The organism is Kitasatospora sp. NPDC040550, assembly GCF_055594965.1.
The window spans coordinates 63,537-85,197 of the sequence record NZ_JBVIWC010000026.1 but is presented as its reverse complement, the minus strand read 5'-3'; the positions used below and the strand labels follow the sequence as shown (position 1 = coordinate 85,197).

General features: G+C 74.3%; 21 protein-coding genes. 11 read left to right on the top strand and 10 right to left on the bottom strand.

What is annotated here, in order from left to right; all coding sequences use genetic code 11:
* Positions 1 to 363 (top strand): YciI family protein, encoded by a 363-nt coding sequence (locus tag ACZ58X_RS31485; RefSeq protein WP_470336973.1) that lies wholly within the window; start codon positions 1 to 3, stop codon positions 361 to 363.
* Positions 364 to 609: 246 nt separating this feature from the next.
* A complete protein-coding gene (locus ACZ58X_RS31480) occupies positions 610 to 1,329 on the top strand; it encodes a G1 family glutamic endopeptidase (RefSeq protein ID WP_470336972.1) in 720 nt (239 codons plus the stop codon).
* A 243-nt stretch (positions 1,330 to 1,572) separates the two neighbouring features.
* Here ACZ58X_RS31480 and ACZ58X_RS31475 read toward each other — a convergent pair whose 3' ends face one another.
* From ACZ58X_RS31475 to ACZ58X_RS31445, 7 genes are all read right to left on the bottom strand, one after another.
* Positions 1,573 to 2,346 carry an alpha/beta fold hydrolase gene (locus tag ACZ58X_RS31475; RefSeq protein ID WP_470336971.1) on the bottom strand — a complete coding sequence of 258 codons (774 nt, stop codon included), beginning with the start codon at positions 2,344 to 2,346 and terminating at the stop codon, positions 1,573 to 1,575.
* Complete coding sequence (locus ACZ58X_RS31470) at positions 2,336 to 3,277, bottom strand: Rieske 2Fe-2S domain-containing protein (RefSeq protein ID WP_470336970.1); 942 nt, start codon at positions 3,275 to 3,277, stop codon at positions 2,336 to 2,338. The genes ACZ58X_RS31475 and ACZ58X_RS31470 overlap by 11 nt, the downstream gene beginning before the upstream one ends.
* A gap of 25 nt (positions 3,278 to 3,302) precedes the next feature.
* On the bottom strand, positions 3,303 to 4,520 hold the full coding sequence (locus ACZ58X_RS31465) for a flavin monoamine oxidase family protein (protein ID WP_470336969.1): 1,218 nt from the start codon (positions 4,518 to 4,520) through the stop codon (positions 3,303 to 3,305).
* Positions 4,517 to 5,704, bottom strand: coding sequence for a cytochrome P450 (locus tag ACZ58X_RS31460; protein ID WP_470336968.1), 1,188 nt, complete (start codon positions 5,702 to 5,704; stop codon positions 4,517 to 4,519). The genes ACZ58X_RS31465 and ACZ58X_RS31460 overlap by 4 nt, the downstream gene beginning before the upstream one ends.
* A gap of 20 nt (positions 5,705 to 5,724) precedes the next feature.
* Positions 5,725 to 6,594 carry an ABC transporter permease gene (locus ACZ58X_RS31455; RefSeq protein WP_470336967.1) on the bottom strand — a complete coding sequence of 290 codons (870 nt, stop codon included), beginning with the start codon at positions 6,592 to 6,594 and terminating at the stop codon, positions 5,725 to 5,727.
* Positions 6,591 to 7,583: an ABC transporter ATP-binding protein gene (locus ACZ58X_RS31450; RefSeq protein ID WP_360237861.1), complete on the bottom strand. Its 993-nt coding sequence runs from the start codon at positions 7,581 to 7,583 to the stop codon at positions 6,591 to 6,593. The genes ACZ58X_RS31455 and ACZ58X_RS31450 overlap by 4 nt, the downstream gene beginning before the upstream one ends.
* Before the next feature lie 93 nt (positions 7,584 to 7,676).
* Complete coding sequence (locus ACZ58X_RS31445) at positions 7,677 to 8,045, bottom strand: hypothetical protein (protein WP_223886012.1); 369 nt, start codon at positions 8,043 to 8,045, stop codon at positions 7,677 to 7,679.
* Positions 8,046 to 8,383: 338 nt separating this feature from the next.
* On the opposite strand from ACZ58X_RS31445, the gene ACZ58X_RS31440 reads away from it, so the two are divergent.
* From ACZ58X_RS31440 to ACZ58X_RS31430, 3 genes are read left to right on the top strand one after another with little or no spacing between them, the layout of a single operon-like run.
* Positions 8,384 to 9,727 (top strand): cytochrome P450, encoded by a 1,344-nt coding sequence (locus tag ACZ58X_RS31440; protein ID WP_470336966.1) that lies wholly within the window; start codon positions 8,384 to 8,386, stop codon positions 9,725 to 9,727.
* Positions 9,724 to 10,575: a class I SAM-dependent methyltransferase gene (locus ACZ58X_RS31435; RefSeq protein WP_470336965.1), complete on the top strand. Its 852-nt coding sequence runs from the start codon at positions 9,724 to 9,726 to the stop codon at positions 10,573 to 10,575. Before ACZ58X_RS31440 ends, ACZ58X_RS31435 begins: the two co-directional genes overlap by 4 nt.
* Before the next feature lie 41 nt (positions 10,576 to 10,616).
* Positions 10,617 to 10,802 (top strand): hypothetical protein, encoded by a 186-nt coding sequence (locus ACZ58X_RS31430; protein ID WP_360237855.1) that lies wholly within the window; start codon positions 10,617 to 10,619, stop codon positions 10,800 to 10,802.
* 135 nt (positions 10,803 to 10,937) lie between these two features.
* Here ACZ58X_RS31430 and ACZ58X_RS31425 read toward each other — a convergent pair whose 3' ends face one another.
* Complete coding sequence (locus tag ACZ58X_RS31425; protein ID WP_470336964.1) at positions 10,938 to 12,959, bottom strand: carbamoyltransferase C-terminal domain-containing protein; 2,022 nt, start codon at positions 12,957 to 12,959, stop codon at positions 10,938 to 10,940.
* A 308-nt stretch (positions 12,960 to 13,267) separates the two neighbouring features.
* Here ACZ58X_RS31425 and ACZ58X_RS31420 point away from each other — a divergent pair, with 308 nt between their 5' ends.
* Positions 13,268 to 13,843 carry a TetR/AcrR family transcriptional regulator gene (locus ACZ58X_RS31420; RefSeq protein WP_470336963.1) on the top strand — a complete coding sequence of 192 codons (576 nt, stop codon included), beginning with the start codon at positions 13,268 to 13,270 and terminating at the stop codon, positions 13,841 to 13,843.
* A gap of 130 nt (positions 13,844 to 13,973) precedes the next feature.
* On the top strand, positions 13,974 to 15,419 hold the full coding sequence (locus tag ACZ58X_RS31415; protein WP_470336962.1) for an MFS transporter: 1,446 nt from the start codon (positions 13,974 to 13,976) through the stop codon (positions 15,417 to 15,419).
* A 282-nt stretch (positions 15,420 to 15,701) separates the two neighbouring features.
* On the opposite strand, the gene ACZ58X_RS31410 is transcribed toward ACZ58X_RS31415, so the two are convergent.
* Together ACZ58X_RS31410 and ACZ58X_RS31405 are read right to left on the bottom strand one after the other, a co-directional pair.
* Positions 15,702 to 16,211: a F0F1 ATP synthase subunit B family protein gene (locus ACZ58X_RS31410; protein ID WP_470336961.1), complete on the bottom strand. Its 510-nt coding sequence runs from the start codon at positions 16,209 to 16,211 to the stop codon at positions 15,702 to 15,704.
* A 133-nt stretch (positions 16,212 to 16,344) separates the two neighbouring features.
* Positions 16,345 to 17,250 (bottom strand): MBL fold metallo-hydrolase, encoded by a 906-nt coding sequence (locus tag ACZ58X_RS31405; protein WP_470336960.1) that lies wholly within the window; start codon positions 17,248 to 17,250, stop codon positions 16,345 to 16,347.
* A 397-nt stretch (positions 17,251 to 17,647) separates the two neighbouring features.
* Between ACZ58X_RS31405 and ACZ58X_RS31400 the strand changes: the two genes are divergently transcribed.
* From ACZ58X_RS31400 to ACZ58X_RS31385, 4 genes are read left to right on the top strand one after another with little or no spacing between them, the layout of a single operon-like run.
* Positions 17,648 to 18,913 carry a beta-ketoacyl-[acyl-carrier-protein] synthase family protein gene (locus ACZ58X_RS31400; RefSeq protein ID WP_470336959.1) on the top strand — a complete coding sequence of 422 codons (1,266 nt, stop codon included), beginning with the start codon at positions 17,648 to 17,650 and terminating at the stop codon, positions 18,911 to 18,913.
* Positions 18,910 to 20,220, top strand: coding sequence for a ketosynthase chain-length factor (locus ACZ58X_RS31395; RefSeq protein ID WP_470336958.1), 1,311 nt, complete (start codon positions 18,910 to 18,912; stop codon positions 20,218 to 20,220). Before ACZ58X_RS31400 ends, ACZ58X_RS31395 begins: the two co-directional genes overlap by 4 nt.
* Before the next feature lie 43 nt (positions 20,221 to 20,263).
* Positions 20,264 to 20,524: an acyl carrier protein gene (locus tag ACZ58X_RS31390; protein ID WP_470336957.1), complete on the top strand. Its 261-nt coding sequence runs from the start codon at positions 20,264 to 20,266 to the stop codon at positions 20,522 to 20,524.
* A gap of 29 nt (positions 20,525 to 20,553) precedes the next feature.
* Entirely contained in the window at positions 20,554 to 21,531 is a 978-nt protein-coding gene (locus ACZ58X_RS31385; RefSeq protein WP_470336956.1) for an aromatase/cyclase, read from the top strand.
* Positions 21,532 to 21,661: the final 130 nt, after the last annotated feature.

Below are 21,661 nucleotides of genomic sequence, written 5' to 3'. Positions count from 1 at the left end.
ATGGAATACACCCTGCTCATTCACGGCGACGAGCGGGTCTGGAACGGACTGAGCGAGGCCGAGCAGGCCGAACTCGACTCCGCCCACGCGCGGTTCGGGCGGGCACTGCACGAGGCCGGCGTCACCGTCCGCTACGGCGGCGGCCTGCGCCGCAGTTGCAGCGCCCGCCTGGTGGTGCCCGGCGGCGTCCCCGGCGGCCCGCAGACCCCGGTCTCGGACGGCCCCTACCGCGAGGGCCACGAACACCTCGGCGGTCTCTGGGTGATCGACGTGGCCGACGAGGCCGAGGCGGTCGCCTGGGCCCGCTGGATGCCGGCCGCCCCGGGCGACCTGGTCGAGGTCCGCCCGGTCCGGGTGACCTGATCCCCTTCCGCCCCGGTTCGTACCGCGCCCCGTCGAGCAACTGCCGCCGGGGCGCGGCCCGTTGGCGGCTCGGGCGGATCGTCAAGAAGTGCACCCGACAGTGCAATGGCTTGGCCAACCTTCCCCCTGATCCTCTTGCCCCGGTCATGACAGTCGGCTCAAGCTGTACTGCCACCCGCCAACGGCCGCCCCCACGGCCATCGTTGGCGCGTGCGCTCCTGTTCGTCCCCTCACGAAGGAGCCACCATGCGCAGATTCCTGGTCCGCGTCGTCACCCTCGCGGCCGCCGCCACCTCCCTGGCCGCCCCCGCCGCCCCCAGCACCGCGGCAGCCGTCCAGGGGCTCGCCTTCCGCCCCCTCTCGTACAACACCAACGGCTACAACTGGGGCGGCTACGCCGCCCAGGGCAGCGGTTTCAGCTCGGTCGCGGCCTCCTGGACGGAGCCCGCCGCGACCTGCAACTCCACCAACGACCTCTACGCCCCGTGGGTCGGCATCGACGGGTACGGCTCCTCCAGCGTGGAGCAGACCGGCGTGGCCACCGACTGCTCCAGCGGCAGCCCGGTCAACCAGGCCTGGTACGAGATGTACCCGGCCAACCCGGTCTACCTCAGCCTCAGTTCGTACCCGGTGTCGGCCGGCGACCACATCAGCGCCTCGGTGACCTACGCCGGCAGCAACCGGTACACCCTCAAGCTGACCGACTCCTCCAAGGGCTGGACCTACACCACCACCAAGTCCACCAGCGCCCAGCGGACCAGCGCCGAGGTCATCATCGAGTCGCCGACCGGCGCCTACCCCGACTTCGGGACGTTGAACTTCACCTCGGCCACCGTCAACGGCAAGTCCCTCGGCTCGGCCGGCCCGGTCGCCCTCGACCCCAGCTCCAACGGCGCCTACGAGGCCACCACCAGCGGCCTCGGCTCCAACGGCACCAGCTTCAGCGAAACGTTCCTCCAGGAGTAGCGCCCCCGGTTCCGGGGGGGGGAGGGGGGGGGGGGGGGCTCCCCCCCCCCCGGGTTTCCGGGGGGGCGGGGGGGAGCGCGAGACAAACCGCGCCACCCCCCCGGCAAAAAAAGCGACACAAACGCCGACCCAGGCCGGGCGTACGGGCGGCGGCGGACGAGGTGGGGCGGAGGGTGGTGGACACCCGTCCGGTGCAGCAGCGGCCCGGCACCGGCGTGAATGCGACCTGGACGGCCGGGGGGCTCAGGCGAGGTGGGCGGCGAGCAACTCGGCGCAGGCGTCGGGGCGTTCGAGCAGCGGGAGGTGGCCGGTCTCGGGCAGGGTCGCCAGCCGGCAGTCCGGGACGGTGTCGCGGAGCAGCTCGGCGTTGCGGGTGAAGGCGGGCATGTCCTCCTCGCCGAGGACGACCAGGGTGCGGGCGGTGATCCGGCGCAGGTCGTCCACGGTGTGCCGGTGGGCGGTGAGCGCGTCCATGGCGCGGTTGCCGAGTTCGGCCCAGCTGTGCCGGGCGACCACGTCCCGCAGGGCGGCCCGGAGTTCGGGGTGGCGCCGGGTGCCGGTGAAGATGTCCGGCGGGGACTGCATCCAGAGGTCGGCGAGCTGTTCGCCGGGGCCGACCATCCGGTGGAGCACGGTCAGCTGCTGGTAGCGGACGCGGGCGGAGTCCTCGTTGGGGGTGCCGGCCAGGGTGGGGGCGGCCAGGACCAGGCGGTCGAGCGCCGCGGGCTCCTGGAGCGCGAGCTGGAGGGCCGAGACGGAGCCGAAGGAGAGGCCGACCAGTCGGCGGGCCCCGGTGTCCGCCGCCACCTCGGCCAGCTGCCCGGCCAGGGCGGGGAGCGTCAGCCCCGGGGGGAGCGGGGCGGAGCCGCCGTGGCCGGGCAGGTCGACGCCGATGTGGGTGTAGCCGGGGAGGCGGTCCCACAGCGGCTGCCAGGTGGTGGAGTCCATGGTGTAGCCGTGGATCCAGAGCACGGCCGGGCCCTCGCCCTGGCGGTGGAGGTGCAGGTCAGTCGTCAAGTCGGGCTCCGAAGTCGGCGCAGAACCGGCGGAAGGCGAGCACCGGCTCGTCACGGGCGTCGTAGCGCGGGGTCATGGTGTGGTCCAGGTGCTCCCAGACCACCTTGTCCTCGGCGAGCGCCTTCTCGCTGCCGCCGAGCAGGGCCGGCAGGGCCGCCCGCTGGTCCTCGCGGACGCCGATGGCGACCCGGGCGACGCAGCCGCCGTCCCCGGTCGGGACGGAGCCGGTGACGATGACCTGCCGGGTCTCGGGCGGGCCGAACTCGGTGACCACCACGTTGGGGCTGAACGCCTGGGCGTGGAAGCGCGGCTTGAAGTCCCAGCGGACCCGGCCGGTGCGCACCGCCTCCCAGCGGATCTCCTCCAGCGTGCGGGCGTCCTGCCAGGGCGAGGTCTGCATCAGGAACTCGCCCTCGATGACGAGCTCGCCGTGCTCGCCCGCCCGGGTGGCCATTCCCCGGTTGCCGGGGACGCCGTGGACGGCCTTGAAGTGGTCCGGGTCGAAGGCGTTCTCGACGACGTACTCGGACGGCACCGCGACCGGCAGGGCGACGGCCGCGACCAGCGGGTACTCGTCCTGCCAGCCCTGGACCGCCCGCTCGAAACCGCGGTCGCCGTCCGGGTGGTCGGAGAGCCGGACGAACACGGCGTCGCCCCACTCCAGCACCCGGTGCTCGGCGACGGACCAGTGCTTGGACGGGTCGCCGAGGCCGATCCGCTTGCCGTGGAAGGGGCAGACCACGCAGTCGCCCTCGCGCCGCCCACCGTAGCCCAGGTGGGCGCCGCGGTGCGGGCAGTTGGCGTCCAGGACGCGGACCCGCCCGCCGTCCCGGACGGCGATCAGGCGGCGCGTTCCGATCGCCAACGGGGTGATGTCGTCGGCCAGTTCGGTTCGGAAGGCCAGCAGGTACCAGCCGTGGTGCACGGTCATCGGGCTCACGTTCATCGGAGGGCGTTCATCGGAGGGCCTTGAGGACTTGTTCGGCGGCCCGCTCGCCGCTCGCCAGGGCGCCCTGCACCCAGGGCAGTCGCTCGCCCGTGACGGTCGCCTCCCCGGCGAAGAAGAGGGTGTCGTCGACCGGCTCGGCCCACCGCCTGGCGGCGTCCTCCGACCCGGCCCGGGGGGCGGTGAACGCCCCTCCCGCGTAAGGGTCCCGGCCCCAGTCGGCGACCACGGTGTCCAGGACGGCGGCGCCGGAGGTCCAGGGCAGGGCGGTGGCCAGCTGGTCGGCCAGCGCCGTGCGGTCGGCGACGGCCGCGCGCAGCGAGGCGGCGGCCCCCGCCTTGGCGACCACCAGCACCTCGGGGCGCCCGGCGGCGCAGCGGGTGAAGCCGGTGCGGCCGTCCACGTCGAAGACGATCACGGTGTCGGGCGCGGGCCGGTCCAGGGTGACCACGGCGCAACAGCCGTCCCCGGCGGGCAGGGCGGCGGCGGCCCGGACCTTCGCCCCGGGCAGCCCGGCGATGCCGCCGAGGGCGGCCGGGGGGACCGTGACGACGACAGCGCGGGCGACCGCGCTCCCGGCGTCCGTCCGTACCGTGGCCTGACCCGGCTCGTACGACAACTCCCGGACCACTGAGCCGAGTCGGACGTCCAGCCCGTCGGCGAGCCGCTCGGGCAGCCGGGCGAAGCCGCCGTCGACGGCGAACTCGCCCTCGCCGACGGTGTCCCCGCGGTGCGCGGCGGCGACTCCGGCGGCGCTGAGCTCCTCCAGCGCGGTGGCCCAGTTCTGCCGGAACCACTCACCGGCGGCCACCGCCTCCGGGCCCGTGCTGCCGCTCGCGCGCAACCAGGTGCCGACGGACAGTCCGGTGACGCCGGGTGTGCGCCGCAGCATGGCTTCCAGCTGCCACGGGGCGCGCCGACCGCGGCCGAGTTCACCCATCGGCCGGTCCGCGCCGCCTTCGACGATCCGGGCGGTGACCCGGCGCGGGACGGCCGCGGTACGGACGGGGCCGAGCAGTGCGTGGACCGGGTTGTGCTCGCCGTGCACGACCTGGGCGCCGAGTTCCAGCGGCGGGCCGCCGTCAGCGGGCCGGAAGGTGCGGATCCGCCCGCCGAGCCGTTCCCGGGCCTCGTGCACCACGACCCGCAGGCCCTCCCGGGACAGCAGTCGGGCGCAGTTGAGCCCGGACGCTCCGGCGCCGACCACGATGACGTCGTAGGTGGTCACAGTTCACCCCCGAGCGAGATCGGCAGGGCCCGCAGTCGGCGGGGCACGAGGCACTGGTCCCAGTCGGGGGCGCCGGCCGGGCCGCGCAGGGCCGGGAAGCGGCGCACCAGCCGGGGCAGCAGCAGGGCCGCGGTCTGCCGGACCAGCGGGGCGGCCAGGCAGAAGTGCGGGCCGCCGCCGAAGCCGAGGTGGGGGTTGGGGCTGCGGTCGAGGTGGAGCCCGTCCGGGTCGGCGAAGACCTCCGGGTCGCGGTTGGCGGCGGTGAGCACCGCGAGGACCCGGGCGCCGGCCGGCAGCACGCCGCCGGCCAGTTCGACCCGGTCGGTGGTGACCCGGGCGGTGAACGGGATCGGGGCCTCCAGCCGGAGCAGTTCGTCCACCGCGAGGCGGGCGAGCTCCTCGTCGGCGGCGGCGAGCCGGGCGACGGCCGGGCGGTCGGGCAGCAGCAGGTGCAGCGCGTTGCCGATGAACTCGGCGAGCGGCTGCCAGCCGCCGATCACGGCGAGGTTGAGGACGCCGAGCATCTCGGCGCGGCTGAGCCGGTCGTCGGCGGCCAGGGCGGCCAGCGGGACGTCCCGGCCCTCGACCCGGCCGGTGTGCCCGTCCAGGTAGTGGGTGAGCGCGGTGGCGGCGCTGCGGCCGAGGGCGGCGCGGGCCGGGGGCACCATCGGGTCGAGGTTGACGGAGGCGGCCCGGGCGAGTGCCTCGAAGCGCCGCAGTTCGGTCGCGGGCAGGCCGAACAGCCGGGCGTACACGGCGGTGGCGAGCGGCCGGCCGAGGTCGGCGACGGCGTCCACCCGCCCGCCTTCCGGCAGCCGGTCGAGCAGCGCGTCCACGTCCTCGGCGAGCCCGTCGGCGAGGGAGCGGACGGCCGCCGGCCCCAGGAGCAGCGCCCCCGGGGCCCGGAGCCGCTGGTGGTCCGGCGGGTCGGTGGTGAGCATGGACGGCGGCAGGGCGTCCTCGCGGGCGCGCTCCCGCTGGCCCTGGGCGGCGGAGAAGCGCGGGTCGCGCAGCACCGTCGCGCAGTCGGCGTGCCCGGTGACCAGCCAGAGCCGGGACGCGGGGTCGTGGTGGACCGGGTCGTTGGCCCGGAGCCACCGGTACGCCGGGTGCGGGTTCGCCCGCCCGGCGGGGGCGAACGGGTGGATCAGGTGTTCCGGCAGGCGCACCGGTGCCGTCGTCATGTTCCAGCTCCGAGGAGGTCTCAGCGGACCTTGGGTCCGCGCCAGCGGAAGGAGAAGGCGGTCAGCACCAGGCCGGCCAGCGACCAGGCGACCAGGACCAGCGCGATGTGGCCCAGTTCCCAGTTCCCGGCGGGCTCCACGGCGGTGAAGGAGTCCGGCAGGAAGACCGAGCGGAAGCCCTGGGCCATCCACTTGACCGGGAAGAACGCCGCCACCGTCTGCATCCAGGCGGGGAGTTGGCCGAACGGGAAGAACACGCCGGAGATGAACTGCAGCACCATGAAGACCGGGGTGACGATCGCCGCCGCGGACCGGCTGTTGGGGATCAGCGCCGAGTAGGCGGCGCCGGCCATCGCGCAGGCGACGGTGCCGAGCGCGAGGTCCCAGCCGAGGGTGAACCAGCGTTCCGGGGTGCTGGGCAGCGGCAGCCCGAACAGGGCCAGCGCGATGCCGATCAGCAGCACGGCCTCCAGCGCGGTGGTGACGATGACCCGCACCAGCTTGCCGACGAAGTACGCCGACTTGGGCATCGGGGTCATCGCGAGCCGCCGGACGGTGCCGGTGTCGCGCTCGATCGCGATGTTGATCGCGAGGCCGGAGAAGGAGGTGCTCATCACGCCGGCGGCGATGATGCCGGCCATGAACACCTGCTTGAGGTCGGTGTCGGTGCCGGCCACCTTCCCGGAGAAGATCGAGCCGAAGACGACCAGCAGGATCACCGGGAACATCAGGGTGAAGACCAGCGACTGCTTGTTCCGGAAGAACGCGCGCAGTTCGACCTTGGAGCGGGCCGCGCCGGCCCGCCAGATACCGGGCAGCCGGCCGGTGTGCCGGGCCGCCCGGGGGGTGTCGGCGACCGGGGCGGTCGTGCCGGGCTGGGTGAGGGTCATCGCGTGCCCGCCTCGGAGATGAGCTGGGTGGTGTCGGCGCCTCGGTCGGTGCCGTCGGCGTGCTCCCTGATCAGGTCCAGGTACACGTCCTCCAGGGTCGGCCGGTGCACCCGCAGTTCGGGCAGCTCGCCCACCCCCGCCTGGTGCGCCCACGGGACCAGCGCCGCGAGCAGCGCGGTCGGGGCGTGGGTGCCGATCCTGAGCACGCCGTCCGCGCCCACCGGGGCCGGGTCGGCCCCGGGTGGCAACGACGGCAGCGTGCGGCCGGCCAGCTCCGGCGGAATCCGGAAGGAGACCGTGGTCGGAGTCTGCGTTCGGCCGCCGAACTCGGCCAGCGGCCCGCACTGGACCACCCGGCCGGCGACGATCACCGCGGCGCGCTCGCACAGCGCCTCGGCCTCGTCGAGGTAGTGCGTGGTGAGCACGGTGGTACGACCGCGCTCGGAGAAGTAGCGGACCAGGTCCCAGGCCTCCCGGCGGGCCACCGGGTCCAACCCGGTGGTGGGTTCGTCGAGGAAGATCAGGTCCGGGTCGCCGACGATGCCCACCGCGACGTCGAGCCGACGGGCCTGTCCCCCGGAGAGGTCGGTGCTCTGCTTCTTCTCGTGCTTGCCCAGTCCGACCATGTCGATGACCTGGCCGACCGGGAGCGGGTTCGGGTAGAACGCCGCGAAGTGCTCGACCACCTCACGGACCGTCAGGTCCGAGTAGGCGCCGGTGGTCTGCGGTACCACCCCGATCCTGGCGCGCCAGTCGCGCCGGTCCTCGGCTGGGTCGCAGCCGAGGACCCGCACGTCACCGCCGGTTCGCTGGCGGACGCCTTCCAGGATTTCGACGGTCGTCGTCTTGCCCGCGCCGTTCGGCCCGAGCAGGGCGAAGACCTCACCCTGGTGGATGTCCAGATCCAGACCCTGGACCGCGTGCCAGTCGCCGTAGCTCTTGCGAAGGCCGCGGACTGAGACGGGGTGTTCCCCGACGGCAGTCGCCACTGTGGATCGCTCCTTGGTGGGGTGATCAGGTCGGCCTGGTCATCAGGTCGACCGGCCGGGCGCCTTGCCCGGCTTGCGGGTTTCCCGGCTGGATCAGGTGCAGCAGCAGCACGGGCAGCAGCAGGAGTTGCCGCCGGCCGCGATGTCCGACAGGTCGCCCTCGCTGAGCTCGGCGGTGTCGATCTGCGGGGTCTCCGGGATGTGGAACTCGTAACGGCCGGTCGCCAGACCGATCTCGTACAGCTCCACCTGCACCTCGAGGTTGCCCTCCTGCTCGCCCTCGGCGGCAGTCTGGACGATGACGATCTCGGCGTCGGCCGGGAGCTCCAGGCCGGCCTCGGCGAGGGCGGCGCGGGCGTCGGTACGCAGGCGGGCCGCGTACTCCTCGCTCGACCAGGCGCTGATCAGGGCGCGGGTGTAGCCGTTGACGAACTCGGCCCGCTTCCTCTGGTCCAAAGCCATGAGAATTTTCCTTTTCTCTGGATTCCGGTTGGTCGTCGGCAGGCCTCGGCACTTTCGTGCTTCCCGGCGCTGCCGACGAATGAAGAATGACACGGCCGCAATTGGCCGCCAAGACCTCACTTCCGGTGCCCGGGCTAAGTATTGAGCACGTGCGGCGGGTGCGGTAGATTTCAGGCGTCCCGCGCCCTTGAATACGCATCAGAATACGTATCGACATACGCATCCGAATGCGTACCGGGAAATCGACGGGAAATGCGTACGTACGTGTTCGCCGGGCGCGTACGCATTCCGGAAGTCCCGGGTGAGCACCGAGAGGAAACACGGGGGTGGTCCGCACCGTGCCTACGCACACCGTCCCGCCAGGCCCTGCCGACGACATCGACATGGCGCTGATGAGGGAGTCGCCGCTCGACTTCATCACCGGCCTGGCCCGCACCTACGGCGACGTCACCCGGCACCGCGCCGACGGCGACACCGTCTACCTGCTCAACCGGCCCGAGCACGCCCGGCACGTCCTCAAGGACAACGGCGCCAACTACACCAAGGAGGGCACCCCGGACGACGCCATGCTGCGCCCGCTGCTCGGCAACGGGCTGCTGACCAGCAACGGCGCCGACTGGGCCCGCCAGCGGCACCTCACCGCGCCCGCCTTCCGCCCCAGCGCCGTCCGCACCTTCGACGGCATCGTCACCGACGCCACCGCCGGGATGCTGGAGCGCTGGCGGCCCTCCATCGAGGCCGGCACCCCGCTGGAGGTGGACCAGCACCTCACCGCGCTCACCCTCGGCATCCTCACCCACGCCATCCTGGGCGCCGACATCGACGGCATCGGCGAGGGCTTCGCCCGCGCGGTGGACGCCGTCAACCGCTGCATCGGCCACTACGTACCGACCCCGGACCCGGACCCGGCCGACACCGCCCGCCGGTACGCCGACTTCGGCCGCGCCCGGGTGTTCCTCAACACCGTCACCCGCACCCTGATCGCCGCCCGCCGCGCGGGCGGCGGCAGCACGGGCGGGGGCGCCGCCGGAGCGGGCGGCGACCTGCTGGACACCCTGATGTCCAGCCACCACCTGGTCTCCGACGAGGACCTCCGCGACCAGGTGCTGACCATCGTGATGGCCGGCCACGAGACCACCGCCAAGTCCCTGACCTGGACCCTCTACCTGCTCGACCGCCACCCCGAGGAGCTCGCCAAGGTCCGCGAGGAGGTCGACCGCGTCCTCGGCGGCCGCCCGCCGACCGCCGCCGACCTGGCCGCGCTCCCGGCCTGCCGGCGGGCGATCCAGGAGGCCATGCGGCTCTACCCGCCGGTCTGGCTGATCTCCCGCCGGGCCGCCGGGCCCGACGTCATCGGCGGCTACCACGTCGAGCCCGGCACCCTGGTCTGCGTCAGCCAGTGGGTGCTGCACCGCCACCCCGACTACTGGGACCGGCCGGACGCGTACCTCCCGGACCGCTTCGACGGCGCCGACCTGCCCAGCCACCTCTACCTGCCGTTCGGCGGCGGCGACCGGATCTGCGTCGGCCAGCACTTCGCGATGCTGGAGGCCGTCCTGGTGCTCGCCTCCCTGCTCCAGTCCGTCCGGCTGGAGCTGGTCGAGGGCTTCCCGGTCGAACCCGAGGCCCTGGTCACCCTCCGCCCCAAGCACGGCATGACGATGATCGCGAGGCCCCGATGAGCACCTCCACCTCCGTACGACCGGTCGGCGGTTCCTACGACCCCGCCCGCACCACCGGCGGCGGCCTCGCCGCCGAACTCGACCGGCTGGAGGCGCAGGCCGCGCTCTCCTTCCCCGAGGAGCTGCGCATCCTGCGCGAACTGGGGCTGTCCTCGGCCCGCACGGTGCTCGAACTCGGCGCCGGGCCGGGCGCGGTGACCCGCCGGCTGCGCGCCGCGCTGCCCGCCGGCACCGAACTGGTCGCCGCCGACATCGACGGCGAACTGCTCGCCCACGCGGCCGCCCCCGGGGTGACCCTGCTGGTCGCCGACGGCGCCGAACTGCCGCTGCCGGACGCGAGCGTGGACTTCGTCCTGCTGCGCTACGTCCTCCAGCACGTGCCCGACCCGGTCGCGGTGCTCGCCGAGGTCCGCCGTGTGCTGCGCCCCGGCGGCACCGTCGCCGTCACCGAGGTCGACTCCGCGCTGTGGGGCGCCGCCGAGCCCTCGTACCCCGAACTCGCTGGCGTGCACGCCAAGATGGCCGCCGCCCAGCGGGCCGACGGCGGCGACCGCTCGATCGGGCGCCGGCTCCCCCGGCTGCTGCGCGCGGCCGGCTTCGAACAGCCGGTACTGCGCCCGTTCGCCACCACCAACGACGACCACCCGACCGAGGCCTTCGCCCCGCAGCTCGGCCCGCGGCGCCTGGAGCCGCTGGTCGCCCGGGGCGTCCTCTCGCTGGCCGAACTCGCCCTCGCGGCGGACCGCTGGAACCGCTTCCGGTCGGACCCCGACGCCTGGGTGATGCTGCTCGGCCTCACCGCCGCCGCGACCGCACCCGCGGGCCGCGGACCGCAGGAAACCGCCTGACCGCACCACACCCCTCCCGGAAACCGGAAAGGAACACCTCCATGCACCCCAAGGTGAAGATCTTCATCACCATCTTCTGCTACATCAGCGCCGTCGCCGGCCTGGTCACCGCCGTGATGGACGCCAGCCACAAGCCCGCCGACACCACCTCCGCGGTGGTCGCCGGCGTGCTCGGGGTGGCCTTCCTGCTGGGCGGCCTGGCGCTGACCCGGAAGCCGCGCTACTGACGATGGCGCCCGGTGGCTTAGCAGCGGGAACGGGTCGGGGGGGGGGGGGGGGGGAAAAACCCCCCCCCCCCCCCGACCCGTTCGGTCGCCGTCCGGCGACCCGTGGCTCAGCGGCCCCTGCTCAGCGGCCCCTGCTCAGCGACCCTTGCGCAGCGGGTTGATCACCCCGAACGCCCCGGTCAGCGTGGACGGGTCGACGAAGGAGCCGCCCGGCCCGTGGGTGCGGACGAAGTTGTTCACCAGCCCGGAGAACGACGGGTCCACCGTCGCCCGGTACGCCGCCAGCAGGTTCACCCGCTCCGGCGTGGACAGCTCCTGCTCGGCCCGCAGCTGGTGGCTGCGCGAGAGGTGGTACATGCCCTCGACGGTGTAGCCGGCGTCCAGCCAGCCCTGCCACAGCGCGTCGCGGTCCGCCTCCTGCCCGGCGAAGTGCTCCAGCGCGCGCGGCCGCGGCTCGCTCGGGGCCACGGGCGCCGGCACCCCGGCGGCCGGCACCGGCTCGGCCCGCAGCTCGACCCGCCGCCCGCTCAGGTAGAGCACCGAAACACCCTTGCGGACACAGAAGTTGAGCGCCTGCCCGGCCTGGTCGACGACCGCCTCGGCCTTGTCGTTGAGCGAGGTGTTGCACAGGATCGGCACCCCGGTCGCGGCCCGGAAGGCGTCCAGCGCCCGGTGCAGCCGCGGGTTGGACGCCGCGGTGACCGTCTGGTGCCGGGCCGAGCCGTCCAGGTGGACGATCGCGGGCACCAGCTCCCGCACCTGCGGCCGGACCTGCACGGCCTCCAGCATGTACGGCGACTCGCGGTCGGAGGCGAACCAGTCGCCCGCGTGCTCGGCCATCACCATCGGCGCGACCGGCCGCCACCACTGGCGCCGCTTGTACGCGTTCAGCAGGTCCTTGACCTTCGGCGAGCGCGGGTCGCCGAGCAGGCTGCGGTGGCCCAGCGCGCGCGGCCCGAGCTCGGCCCGGCCGTCCACCCAGGCGACCACACCGTCCGAGACGTCGGCGACGAAGCGCTCGTCCTCGAAGTCCGTCACCGAGACGATCCACGGCGCGAACTCGGCCAGCGCCTCCTCGGTGTCCAGGACGTCCCGGCCGTAGTACGGGGAGGTGATCCGCAGCCCGGCGCCGTCGAGCGCGCCCGCCCCGTACAGGCCGAGCAGGCCCAGGCCGATGCCCTGCCCGGAGTCGTTGGCGCACGGCGGGGTGACCAGGCCGCGGAAGCCGAAGCGGTCCATCAGCAGGGTGTTGGTGGGGCAGTTGAGCGCGTAGCCGCCGGTGGTGGCCAGGTGGGTGTCCTCGGCGCGGATGCCGCCGACCTCCAGCAGCCGCTCCACGTTGCGGATCGCGACGCCCTCGCAGCAGCGCTGGATCACCTTCATCACGGCGCTGCGCAGGTGGTCCTCGCGGCTGAGCGAGTCGTCCAGCTCCGCGTCGGCGAGCTGCTCCTCGGCGGCGTCCACCACCGAGCGCACCAGGTCGTGGGCGGCCTTCCAGGGCTGGGTCGCCGAACCGCCGAAGAAGGTGACACCGGCGATCGCGGCCTCGGCGTCGAACTCGATCGCGGCCGTCGAGGCGGAGGCGAGCGCCATCAGCGAGCCCGGCTCCAGCCCGAACACCGTCTCGGCCGCGGTGTACAGCGGCCCGGGGGACTCCACCGGCTCGAAGGTGATCCGGCCCTGCTTCACCACGCAGCCCGCGTACCAGTACGGGTTGGGGCGGCTCTCCTGGGCGTAGTCGGGCAGCGCGTCGATCGCCAGGCCGACGATCTGGCCCTCGCGGAACAGCGGGACGTCCCGCAGCACGCCGCTGAACAGGTGCGCCAGGCTGTGCAGCGGGAAGTCCTCGGCCCCGGCCGGCTTGGGCACCGGCTGCGCCTTCGGCAGGCCGGGGGTGCCCCAGGTGGCGGTGACGTCGTCGAGGGTCAGCCCCTCCTCGGCGAGCAGCGCCGACAGGAAGGCCGCCGAGCGGCCCTCGGTGTACAGCGGCCAGAAATGGTGCTTCTGCCCGCTGACCCGCTCCAGCTCCCAGACCCGGACGAGTTCGACGTCCGCCCCGTCCCGGCGCCACAGCGCGACGTTCTGGTCGTGCCGGACCGAGAAGACCGCACCCGGCCCCGGCGGCGTGAGATAGGCGGAAAGGAAATGCTCGGCCACGGTTACCTCTTTTTCCTCGGTCTGCCAGGTTCTGTCAGGACGAGGTATTTCCGGCCCGTGCGCGAAGGGATGTCCCGGGATATCCGGTACCCCGCCCGGGCCGGCCGCCTGCCCCCGGCACCAGCGACTACCCGGTCATTCGACCACGCGTGCGGAGGGCCGGTACATACTGAAATCCCCGTTTACGCACGGTCCCGGGCCGGGGCGTACGCATGCGCAGCGGGGGGCGCGGCGGGCCGCCGGACGACTCCCGGGGCGGATCCGACGATGTTTTTGACAGCTCAGCCAAGAACTGCCATGCTCCTCCCATGGCACGACCGAGGAAGTTCGACACCGAGGCCGCGATCGACGCGGCCATGAACACCTTCTGGACCAAGGGCTACACCGCGACCTCGACCGACGACCTGGCCGAGAGCACCGGCATGCTGCGCGGCAGCCTGTACAACGCCTTCGGCGGCAAGCGGCAGTTGTTCGAACTGGCCCTGCGCCGCTACCGCGAGGGCGGCGCCGCCGGGGCCAACCCGCCGCCCGAGGACGAACCGCCGCTGGAGCGCGTCCGGCGGCTGCTGCTGACCGGGGTGGACCAGGCTGCGGCGGACCACCGCGGCTGCCTCGCCGTCAACACCGTCACCGAACTCGCCCTCCGCGAGCCCGAGTTGGCCCAGCTGGCCCGGCAGGCCTTCATTCCGCTGGAGTCCTCGCTGACCGGCGCGATCGAGGCCGGCCGGCTGCGCGGCGAGATCCGCGCCGACCGCACCCCGCAGGTGCTCGCCCGCCAGGTGATGGCCGGCTTCCACGGCCTGCTGCTCCAGGCCAAGGCGGGCTTCGAGCCCGAGTCGCTGCACGCGACCGTCGAGGCGATCGTCGAGGACCTGCGCGCCTGACCTGCCCGCCCGACCCGAGCCCCTGACCTGCGCGCCTGAGCCCGGCGCCCCGGGCCCGCTCGGGACCGCCCGGGCTTCCTCGCACCCAAGTTTTTGGCACTTCCACCAATAATCCGAGTGGAGACCCACCATGCCCCGCCCCGCGTTCCGCCCACCCCTCCTGCCCGTCATCCTGGCGGCCTTCTTCATGTACGGCTTCGACGGCAACGTCGTGAACGTCGCCCTGCCCGCCGTCCGCGCCGACCTCGGCGCCGGCCAGGCCGCCCTCGAACTGGTCGTCGCCGGCTACGTGTTCAGCTACGCCACCGGACTCGTCCTCGGCGGCCGGCTCGGCGACGTCCTCGGCCACCGGCGGATGTTCCTCGCCGGCACGGCCGCCTTCACCGTCGCCTCCGTGCTCTGCGGACTCGCCCAGTCCCCCGCGCAGCTGGTGCTCGCCCGGATGCTCCAGGGCCTCACCGCCGCCGCCATGGTCCCCCAGGTGCTCGCCCTGATCACCACCGCCGTCCCCGCCGAGGGCCGGCCGCGCGCCCTCGCCTGGTTCGGCGTCACCGGCGGGCTCAGCGGCGTCTGCGGCCAACTGCTCGGCGGCGTCCTGCTCGACGGCGACCTCTTCGGCCTCGGCTGGCGCGCCGTCTTCCTGGTCAACCTGCCGGTCGGCCTGGTCCTCCTCGCCGTCGCCGCCGCCGTCCTGCCCCGCACCACCACCGGCCGCCGCCCCGCCCTGGACGGCATCGGCGCGCTCGCGGTCTCCGGCTCGCTGGCCCTCGCCCTCGTCCCGCTCGTCCTCGGCCGGGAGGCCGGCTGGCCGCTCTGGGCCTGGGCGCTGCTCGCCGCAGCCGTCCCCGCCGCCCTCGCCGCCCTGCGCTGGGAACGCCGGCTCGCCGCCCGCGGCGGACAGCCCCTGCTCGACCTCGAACTGCTCCGCGGCCGGGTCTTCCGCCTCGGCCTCGCCGTCAACGCCGCCTTCATGGCCTTCTTCGCCGGCTTCGTGTTCGTGATCAGCCTGACCGTGCAGACCGGCTTCGGCTACAGCCCGCTGCGCTCCGGCCTGGTCTTCACCCCCATGGCCGTCCTCGCCATGGCCGGTTCGCTCACCGGCAAGCGCCTGCTCCCCCGGTACAAGCTGCGCGTGCCCGTCGCCGGCGGGGCGATCACCGCGCTGAGCCTGCTGCTCACCGCCCTCGCCCTCCAGACCGGCGGCGCCCACCACGCCCTGCCCGTCCTGCTGGCCACCATGGGCCTGATGGGCATCGGCAACGGACTGGTGCTGCCCTCCCTGATCGGCGCCCCGATGGCCGGCATCGCCCCCGAACGGGCCGGCACCGCCTCCGGCACCCTCTCCACCACCCAGCAGTTCGCCGCCGTCACCGGCGTCGCGCTCATCGGCGGCGGCTACTTCGCCGTGCTCGACCACCACGGCCCGGCCGTCGCCGCGGCGGCCGCGAGCTGGCTGGCGCTGGCCGCCGTCCTCGCCATGATCGGCCTCACCGCCCGCCTCGCCCGCGCCACCGCGGCCCCGGTCCCGGCCCCGGCCCCCGCCCCTTCGGCAGCGCCGACCACGGCCCGCCGCTGACCTCCTCGGATCAGCCGGCCTGCCGCACCTCCACGCCACCCGCCGGTGCGCACGAGCGGACCTCGACCACCGGACCGCCCGGCGCACCGGCCACGCCCCTGCTGCGGCCACCGAGCAGCGAGAACCCGCCCCCGGTGCGTCAACCCGCCCAGCAGGGCCAGGCTCCACTCGGTGCGGCGGGCCGGGGTGCCGGTGTTCTCCGTGATCTCCATGCCGCGAAACCCACGGCCGGCCCCCCGGCCCCCGTCGGTGCCCGCAGGCACCGCCTCGACCTGACGGACGTCAGGCCCGGGCACCGGCCCCGGCGTCCTGCGCGGCGAAGAACTCGTCCGCGATCTCGCGGGTGCGCGGCAGGTCCGCCACCGGCTCCCCGACCACGCGCCCGGCCAGCTCCCCGGCCAGCCGGATCACGTCCTCCCGCAGCTCGGCCTCGGCCAGCACCCGGTCGGCCGCCAGCTGCACCTGCGCCTCGGCCAGCATTCCGTCCCGCAGCGCCTGCCCCTCGGCCCGCAGCCGCGCGATCAGCGCCGCCCCCTCCTCGGTCGCGGTCTGGCGGATCACCGCCGCCTCGTGCCGCGCCGCCGTGAGCTCCGCCTGGAACTCCTCGTACACCCGCTGGGCCTCCGCCCGCGCTTCCTCGGCCCGCTCCACACCCCCCTCGGTGGCGTCCCGACGCTCCCCCAGCACCTTCTCGATCCGCGGCAGCACCACAGCCCCGAGGATCCCGAATATCAGGAAGAAGCAGACGAGTCCGATGACCAGCTGTGCGATATCAGGCTTCAAAGGTCCCATGGCAGCAGAATAGTTGAGCCCATGTCACTCAGCTACGCCGCCCCTGGGAACGACGAGGGGCGCCCTCCCCGACGGGGTGGGCGCCCTTGGTCCGACCGGATCGTTCGTGTGGGCCCCGCCGGCCGGCGGCCGGTCAGGCGTGGCAGGCGGGCAGCCCGCCGCAGTACTCGACCATCTCGGCGAAGAGCGCGCCCATGTCCACGGCGGCCTCCGAGCCGGGGTCGGCGTCCTCCAGGTAGGCGCGGTGCAGGTTCGGCAGCAGGCGTTCCGCGTCGAGCAGCGCCGCGAACGGCCCGGGGCCGTGCGCGGCGGCCGTCTCGCGCGGCGAGCGGCCGGCGCGTCGGCCCTCGGCCGCGAGGTCCCGCACGTAGTGCAGGTAGTCCTCGGTGGCGTCCAGGAGTCCGGGGCCGCCGACCGGCCCGTGCCCGGGCACCACGGCCGTCGCGCCGAGCGCCCGCATCTCCTCGACGGCCCGCAGCGAGCCGGCCAGCGAGCCCATCGGGAAGAACGGGGTGACGCCCGCCATCACCAGGTCCCCGGTGTACAGCACCCCGTGGTCGGGCAGCCAGACGGCGGTGTCCCCGGTGGTGTGGGCCGTCCCGAAGTGCAGCAGCTCGATCCGTACGTCGCCGCGGTGCAGCGAGGTCCGGCCGGCGAAGGTGAGGTCGGCGGCCCGCACGGTGAGCTCGCCCCAGGAGACGCCGGGCCACAGCGTGGTCAGGTGCAGTCCGGCGGCGAGCGCCTCCCGACGGGCGTTCTCGTGCGAGACGATCGCGGCCTCCGGGAACAGCGCGTTGCCGAAGCTGTGGTCGCCGTGCGAGTGGGTGTTGACCAGCAGTCGCGGCGCCGTGCCGGAGACCTCCAGCACGGCCTCCCGCAGGGCCCGGGCGCGGGCCTCGGTGGCCGCGGTGTCGATCAGGACCGCGCCGTCCCCGGTCGCGACCAGCCCGGCGTTGTTCAGGCACCAGCCGCCGTCGGGCTGCACGTACGCGAAGACGCCCGCGGCGACTTCCTCCAGCGTGGGGTCCTGGGCGGGCATGACGGGCTCCCGGGGTGGTCGGACGGGTGGTCGGACGGGTGACAGAGGCGTCGCCGGGCGACGCCGGCGTCGGGGTGTGCGACGGGTGCAGGCCCGGCCAGGCTCCCAGCCCCCGCTAGAGCCGGGCTCGACAACCGCCACAGCGGCCGGAGGGCGACGTCCGGCCTGACCAGGCGTCAAGGCCACTTCGAGTGCCGCTTGAGGCACCGATCGCACGCTGTTGGCGTTCCAGGGCCCCACAGCCGGCGGGACGGTCCGGCGGCGGGTCGACGACCACCCGGGACCCGCGGGCCGGGCACCGCTCGGGGAGCCGCCGCACGCACCCGCACGCCCGTTCCCATTCGGAAGGAGGACCGTCCATGGTCCGCAGCAATCGAGGCCGCGAAGGAGCAGGACGATGACCCGAAGGGTGGTGATCACCGGCATGGGGGTGCGGGCACCGGGCGGCACCGGGACGAAGGAGTTCTGGAGCCTGCTGTCCGAGGGCCGCACCGCGACCCGCCGCATCTCCTTCTTCGACCCGGCTCCGTTCCGCTCGCGGATCGCCGGCGAGGTCGACTTCGACCCGCAGCTGGAGGGCCTGGGGGCGCGCGAGCTGCGCCGGATGGACCGGGCGACCCAGTTCGCCGTCGCCTGCACCCGCGAGGCCGTCGCCGACAGCGGCCTGGACTTCGCCTCGCTCGACCCGCACCGGATCGGGGTGAGCCTCGGCAGCGCGGTGGCCGCCGCGACCAGCCTGGAGCGCGAGTACCTGGTGCTGTCCGGTGCCGGCCGGGACTGGCAGGTGGACCACGACTACCTGTCCCCGCACATGTTCGACTATTTCAGCCCCGGCGCGATGCCGGCCGAGATCGCCTGGGAGGTCGGCGCCGAGGGGCCGGTCACCCTGGTCTCGGACGGCTGCACCTCCGGTCTGGACTCGGTCGGCTACGGCGTCCAGCTGATCCGCGAGGGCTCCGCCGACGTGGTGCTCGCGGGCGCCGCCGACACCCCGGTGTCGCCGATCGTGGTGGCCTGCTTCGACGCGATCAAGGCCACCACGCCGCGCAACGACGACCCCGAGCACGCCTCCCGCCCGTTCGACGACTCGCGCAACGGCTTCGTGCTGGCCGAGGGCTCCGCGATGTTCGTGCTGGAGTCGCTGGAGTCGGCCCTGGCCCGCGGCGCGCACATCCACGCCGAGGTCAGCGGCTACGCGACCCGCTGCAACGCGTACCACATGACGGGCTTGAAGAAGGACGGCCGGGAGATGGCCGAGGCCATCCGGCTCGCCCTCGACGAGGCCCGGCTCGACCCGACCGGCGTGCACTACGTCAACGCGCACGGCTCGGGCACCAAGCAGAACGACCGGCACGAGACCGCGGCCTTCAAGCGCAGCCTCGGAGCGCACGCCTACGAGGTGCCGGTGAGCTCGATCAAGTCCATGATCGGGCACTCGCTCGGGGCGATCGGCGCGATCGAGATCGCCGCCTCCGTCCTGGCGATCGAGCACAACGTCGTCCCGCCGACCGCGAACCTGCACACCCCGGACCCGGAGTGCGACCTGGACTACGTCCCGCTGACGGCACGCGAGCTGCGGGTGGACAACGTCCTCACCGTGGGCAGCGGCTTCGGCGGCTTCCAGAGCGCGATGGTCCTGCGACGTCTGGAGTCCGCCGCGTGAGCACCCCCGCCACCGTCTCCACCCCCGCCACCGTCTCCACCGCAGCCGCTCCGGCGGCCGGCACCCCCGCCACCGCCGCCCCCGCCACCGCCGCCCCCGTCGTCACCGGCCTCGCCGTGCTGGCCCCCAACGGCTTCGGCACCGAGGCCTTCTGGGCCGCCACGCTGGCCGGCCGGCACGGCATCGGCGAACTCACCCGGCTGGACACCACCGGCCTGCGGACCCGGCTGGCCGGCGAGATCCGCGACTTCGACGCGACGGCCCTGCTGCCGGGCCGACTGCTCCCGCAGACCGACGTGTCCTCCCGCTACGCCCTGGTGGCCGCCGAACAGGCCCTGGCGGACGCGGAGTTGGATCCGGAGAGCCTGCCCGACTACGCGCAGGGCGTCTGCACCTCGACTGCCCAGGGCGGCTTCGAGTTCACCCACCGCGAGTTCCAGAAGCTGTGGAAGCAGGGCCCGGAGTTCGTCAGCGTCTACGAGTCCTTCGCCTGGTTCTACGCCGTGAACACCGGCCAGATCTCCATCCGCCACAAGATGCGCGGCCCCTCGGCGGCGCTGGTCGGCGAGCAGGCGGGCGGGCTGGACGCCCTCGGCCACGCCCGGCGCGGCATCCGCCAGGGCACCGCGCTGATGCTCAGCGGCGGCGTGGACTCCGCGTTCGACCCGTGGGGCTGGGCCGCCCAGCTGTCGGGCGGCCGGACCAGCGCCGTGTCGGACCCGACCCGCGCCTTCCTGCCCTTCGACCGGGACGCCTCCGGGCACCTGCCCGGCGAGGGCGGCGCGATGCTCGTCATCGAGGACGCCGGGTCGGCCGCCCGGCGCGGGGCGCCGCGGGTCCTCGGCGAACTCGCCGGGTACGCGGCGACCTTCGACCCCCGGCCCGGCTCCGGCCGACCGCCCGGGCTCCGGCGCGCGGCCGAACTGGCCATCGCCGACGCCGGGTTGCTCCCCTCCGACATCGACGTCGTGTTCGCCGACGCGGCCGGGAGCCCGGAGGCCGACCGGGCCGAGGCGGAGGCGATCACCGCGGTCTTCGGCCCGCACGGCGTGCCCGTCACCGCCCCCAAGTCGCTGTTCGGGCGGCTCGCCGCGGGCGGCGGCCCGGTGGACACCGCCCTCGCCCTGCTGTCGATCCGCGACGGCGTCGTCCCGGCGACCGCCCACACCACCCACGTGCCCCAGGAGTACGGCCTGGACCTGGTGCGCGGCGAGGCCCGCCCGCTGCGGGTGCGCGCCGCCCTGGTGCTGGCCCGGGGCCACCGCGGCTTCAACGCGGCCCTGGTCGTCACCGCCCCCGGCCGCTGACCGGCGCCCGGACCACCCCCGACCACACCTCCGAGGAGAGACCATGACCACTCCCATGACCGTCACCGACCTGCGCCGCATCCTGGTGGCCTGCGCGGGCGAGGGCGACGGCCCGGTCCTCGACGACAACACCCTGGACACCCCGTTCGAGGACCTCGGCTACGACTCGCTGGCCCTGATGGAGACCGCCTCCCGGATCGAGCAGGAGCTCGGCGTCAAGTTCCCGGGCGACGCGTTCGCCGAGGCCGACACCCCGGCCGCGCTGCTCGCCGTGGTCAACGGCGCCCGCCCGGCCGTCCGCTGACCACCGCCCGGCGAGTCGAGGAGAGCACCGTGCAGGAAGTCCCGTCCGGGAACGGACCCGCAGCGAACCACCGGATCCACACCACCGAGCACCGGCGCACCGTCGCCGCGCCGCCGGCCGCCCTGTACGAGCTGGTCGCGGACGTCACCCGGTGGCCGGCCGTGTTCGGCCCGACCGTGCACGTCCAGCACCTGGAGCACAGCGGCGACCGGGAGCGGTTCCGGATCTGGGCCGTGCTCAACGGCGCGGTGAGCAACTGGACCTCCCGGCGCGTGCTGGACCCGGTCACCCGCCGGATCGACTTCCGCCAGGAGGTCAGCCGGGCGCCGGTGGCCTCGATGGGCGGCAGCTGGGAGTTCCTGGAACTCCCCGGCGGGCACACCGAGGTGGTGCTCCGGCACGCGTTCACCGCGGTGGACGACGACCCGGAGCAGGCCGAGTGGATCACCCGGGCCGTGGACCGCAACAGCCCGTCCGAACTCGGCGCGCTGGCCCGGGTCGCCGAACTCGGGCACCCGGTGGACGAGGTGGTGTTCAGCTTCACCGACGAGGTGGAGCTGACCGTCGGGGCGGCCGAGGCCTTCGCGTTCGTCGACCGGGCCGACCGCTGGGCCGACCTCCTCCCGCACGTCGACGAGGTGACCCTGGAGGAGCCCGAACCCGGCGTCCAGCGGCTGGAGATGCTCACCCGCACCGCCGACGGCGCCACCCACCGCACCGCGTCCTGGCGGGTCTGCCAGGAGCCGGAGTGGATCGCCTACAAGCAGTCCACCCCGCCCGCCCTGCTGCTCGGCCACAGCGGGCTGTGGACCTTCGGCACCGACGCCCAGGGCCGCCCGGTCGCCACGGCCCGGCACACCGTCGCGATCGACCCCGCGGCCGTCCCGGCGGTGCTCGGCCCGGGCAGCACGCTCGCGGACGCCCGGGCCCACCTGCGGAAGGCCCTCGGCGGCAACAGCCTCCGCACCCTGTCCTTCGCGGCCGGTGCGACGACCGAGGCCCGCTGACCCACCCGCCCCACCACCCGGCGGGGGGGGGGGGGGGGGGGGGGGGGGGGGGGGGGGGGGGGGGGGGGGGGGGGGGGGGGGGGGGGGGGAGGGGAGAATGGCACTGTTTCTGCCCCCACCCCCCACCGAA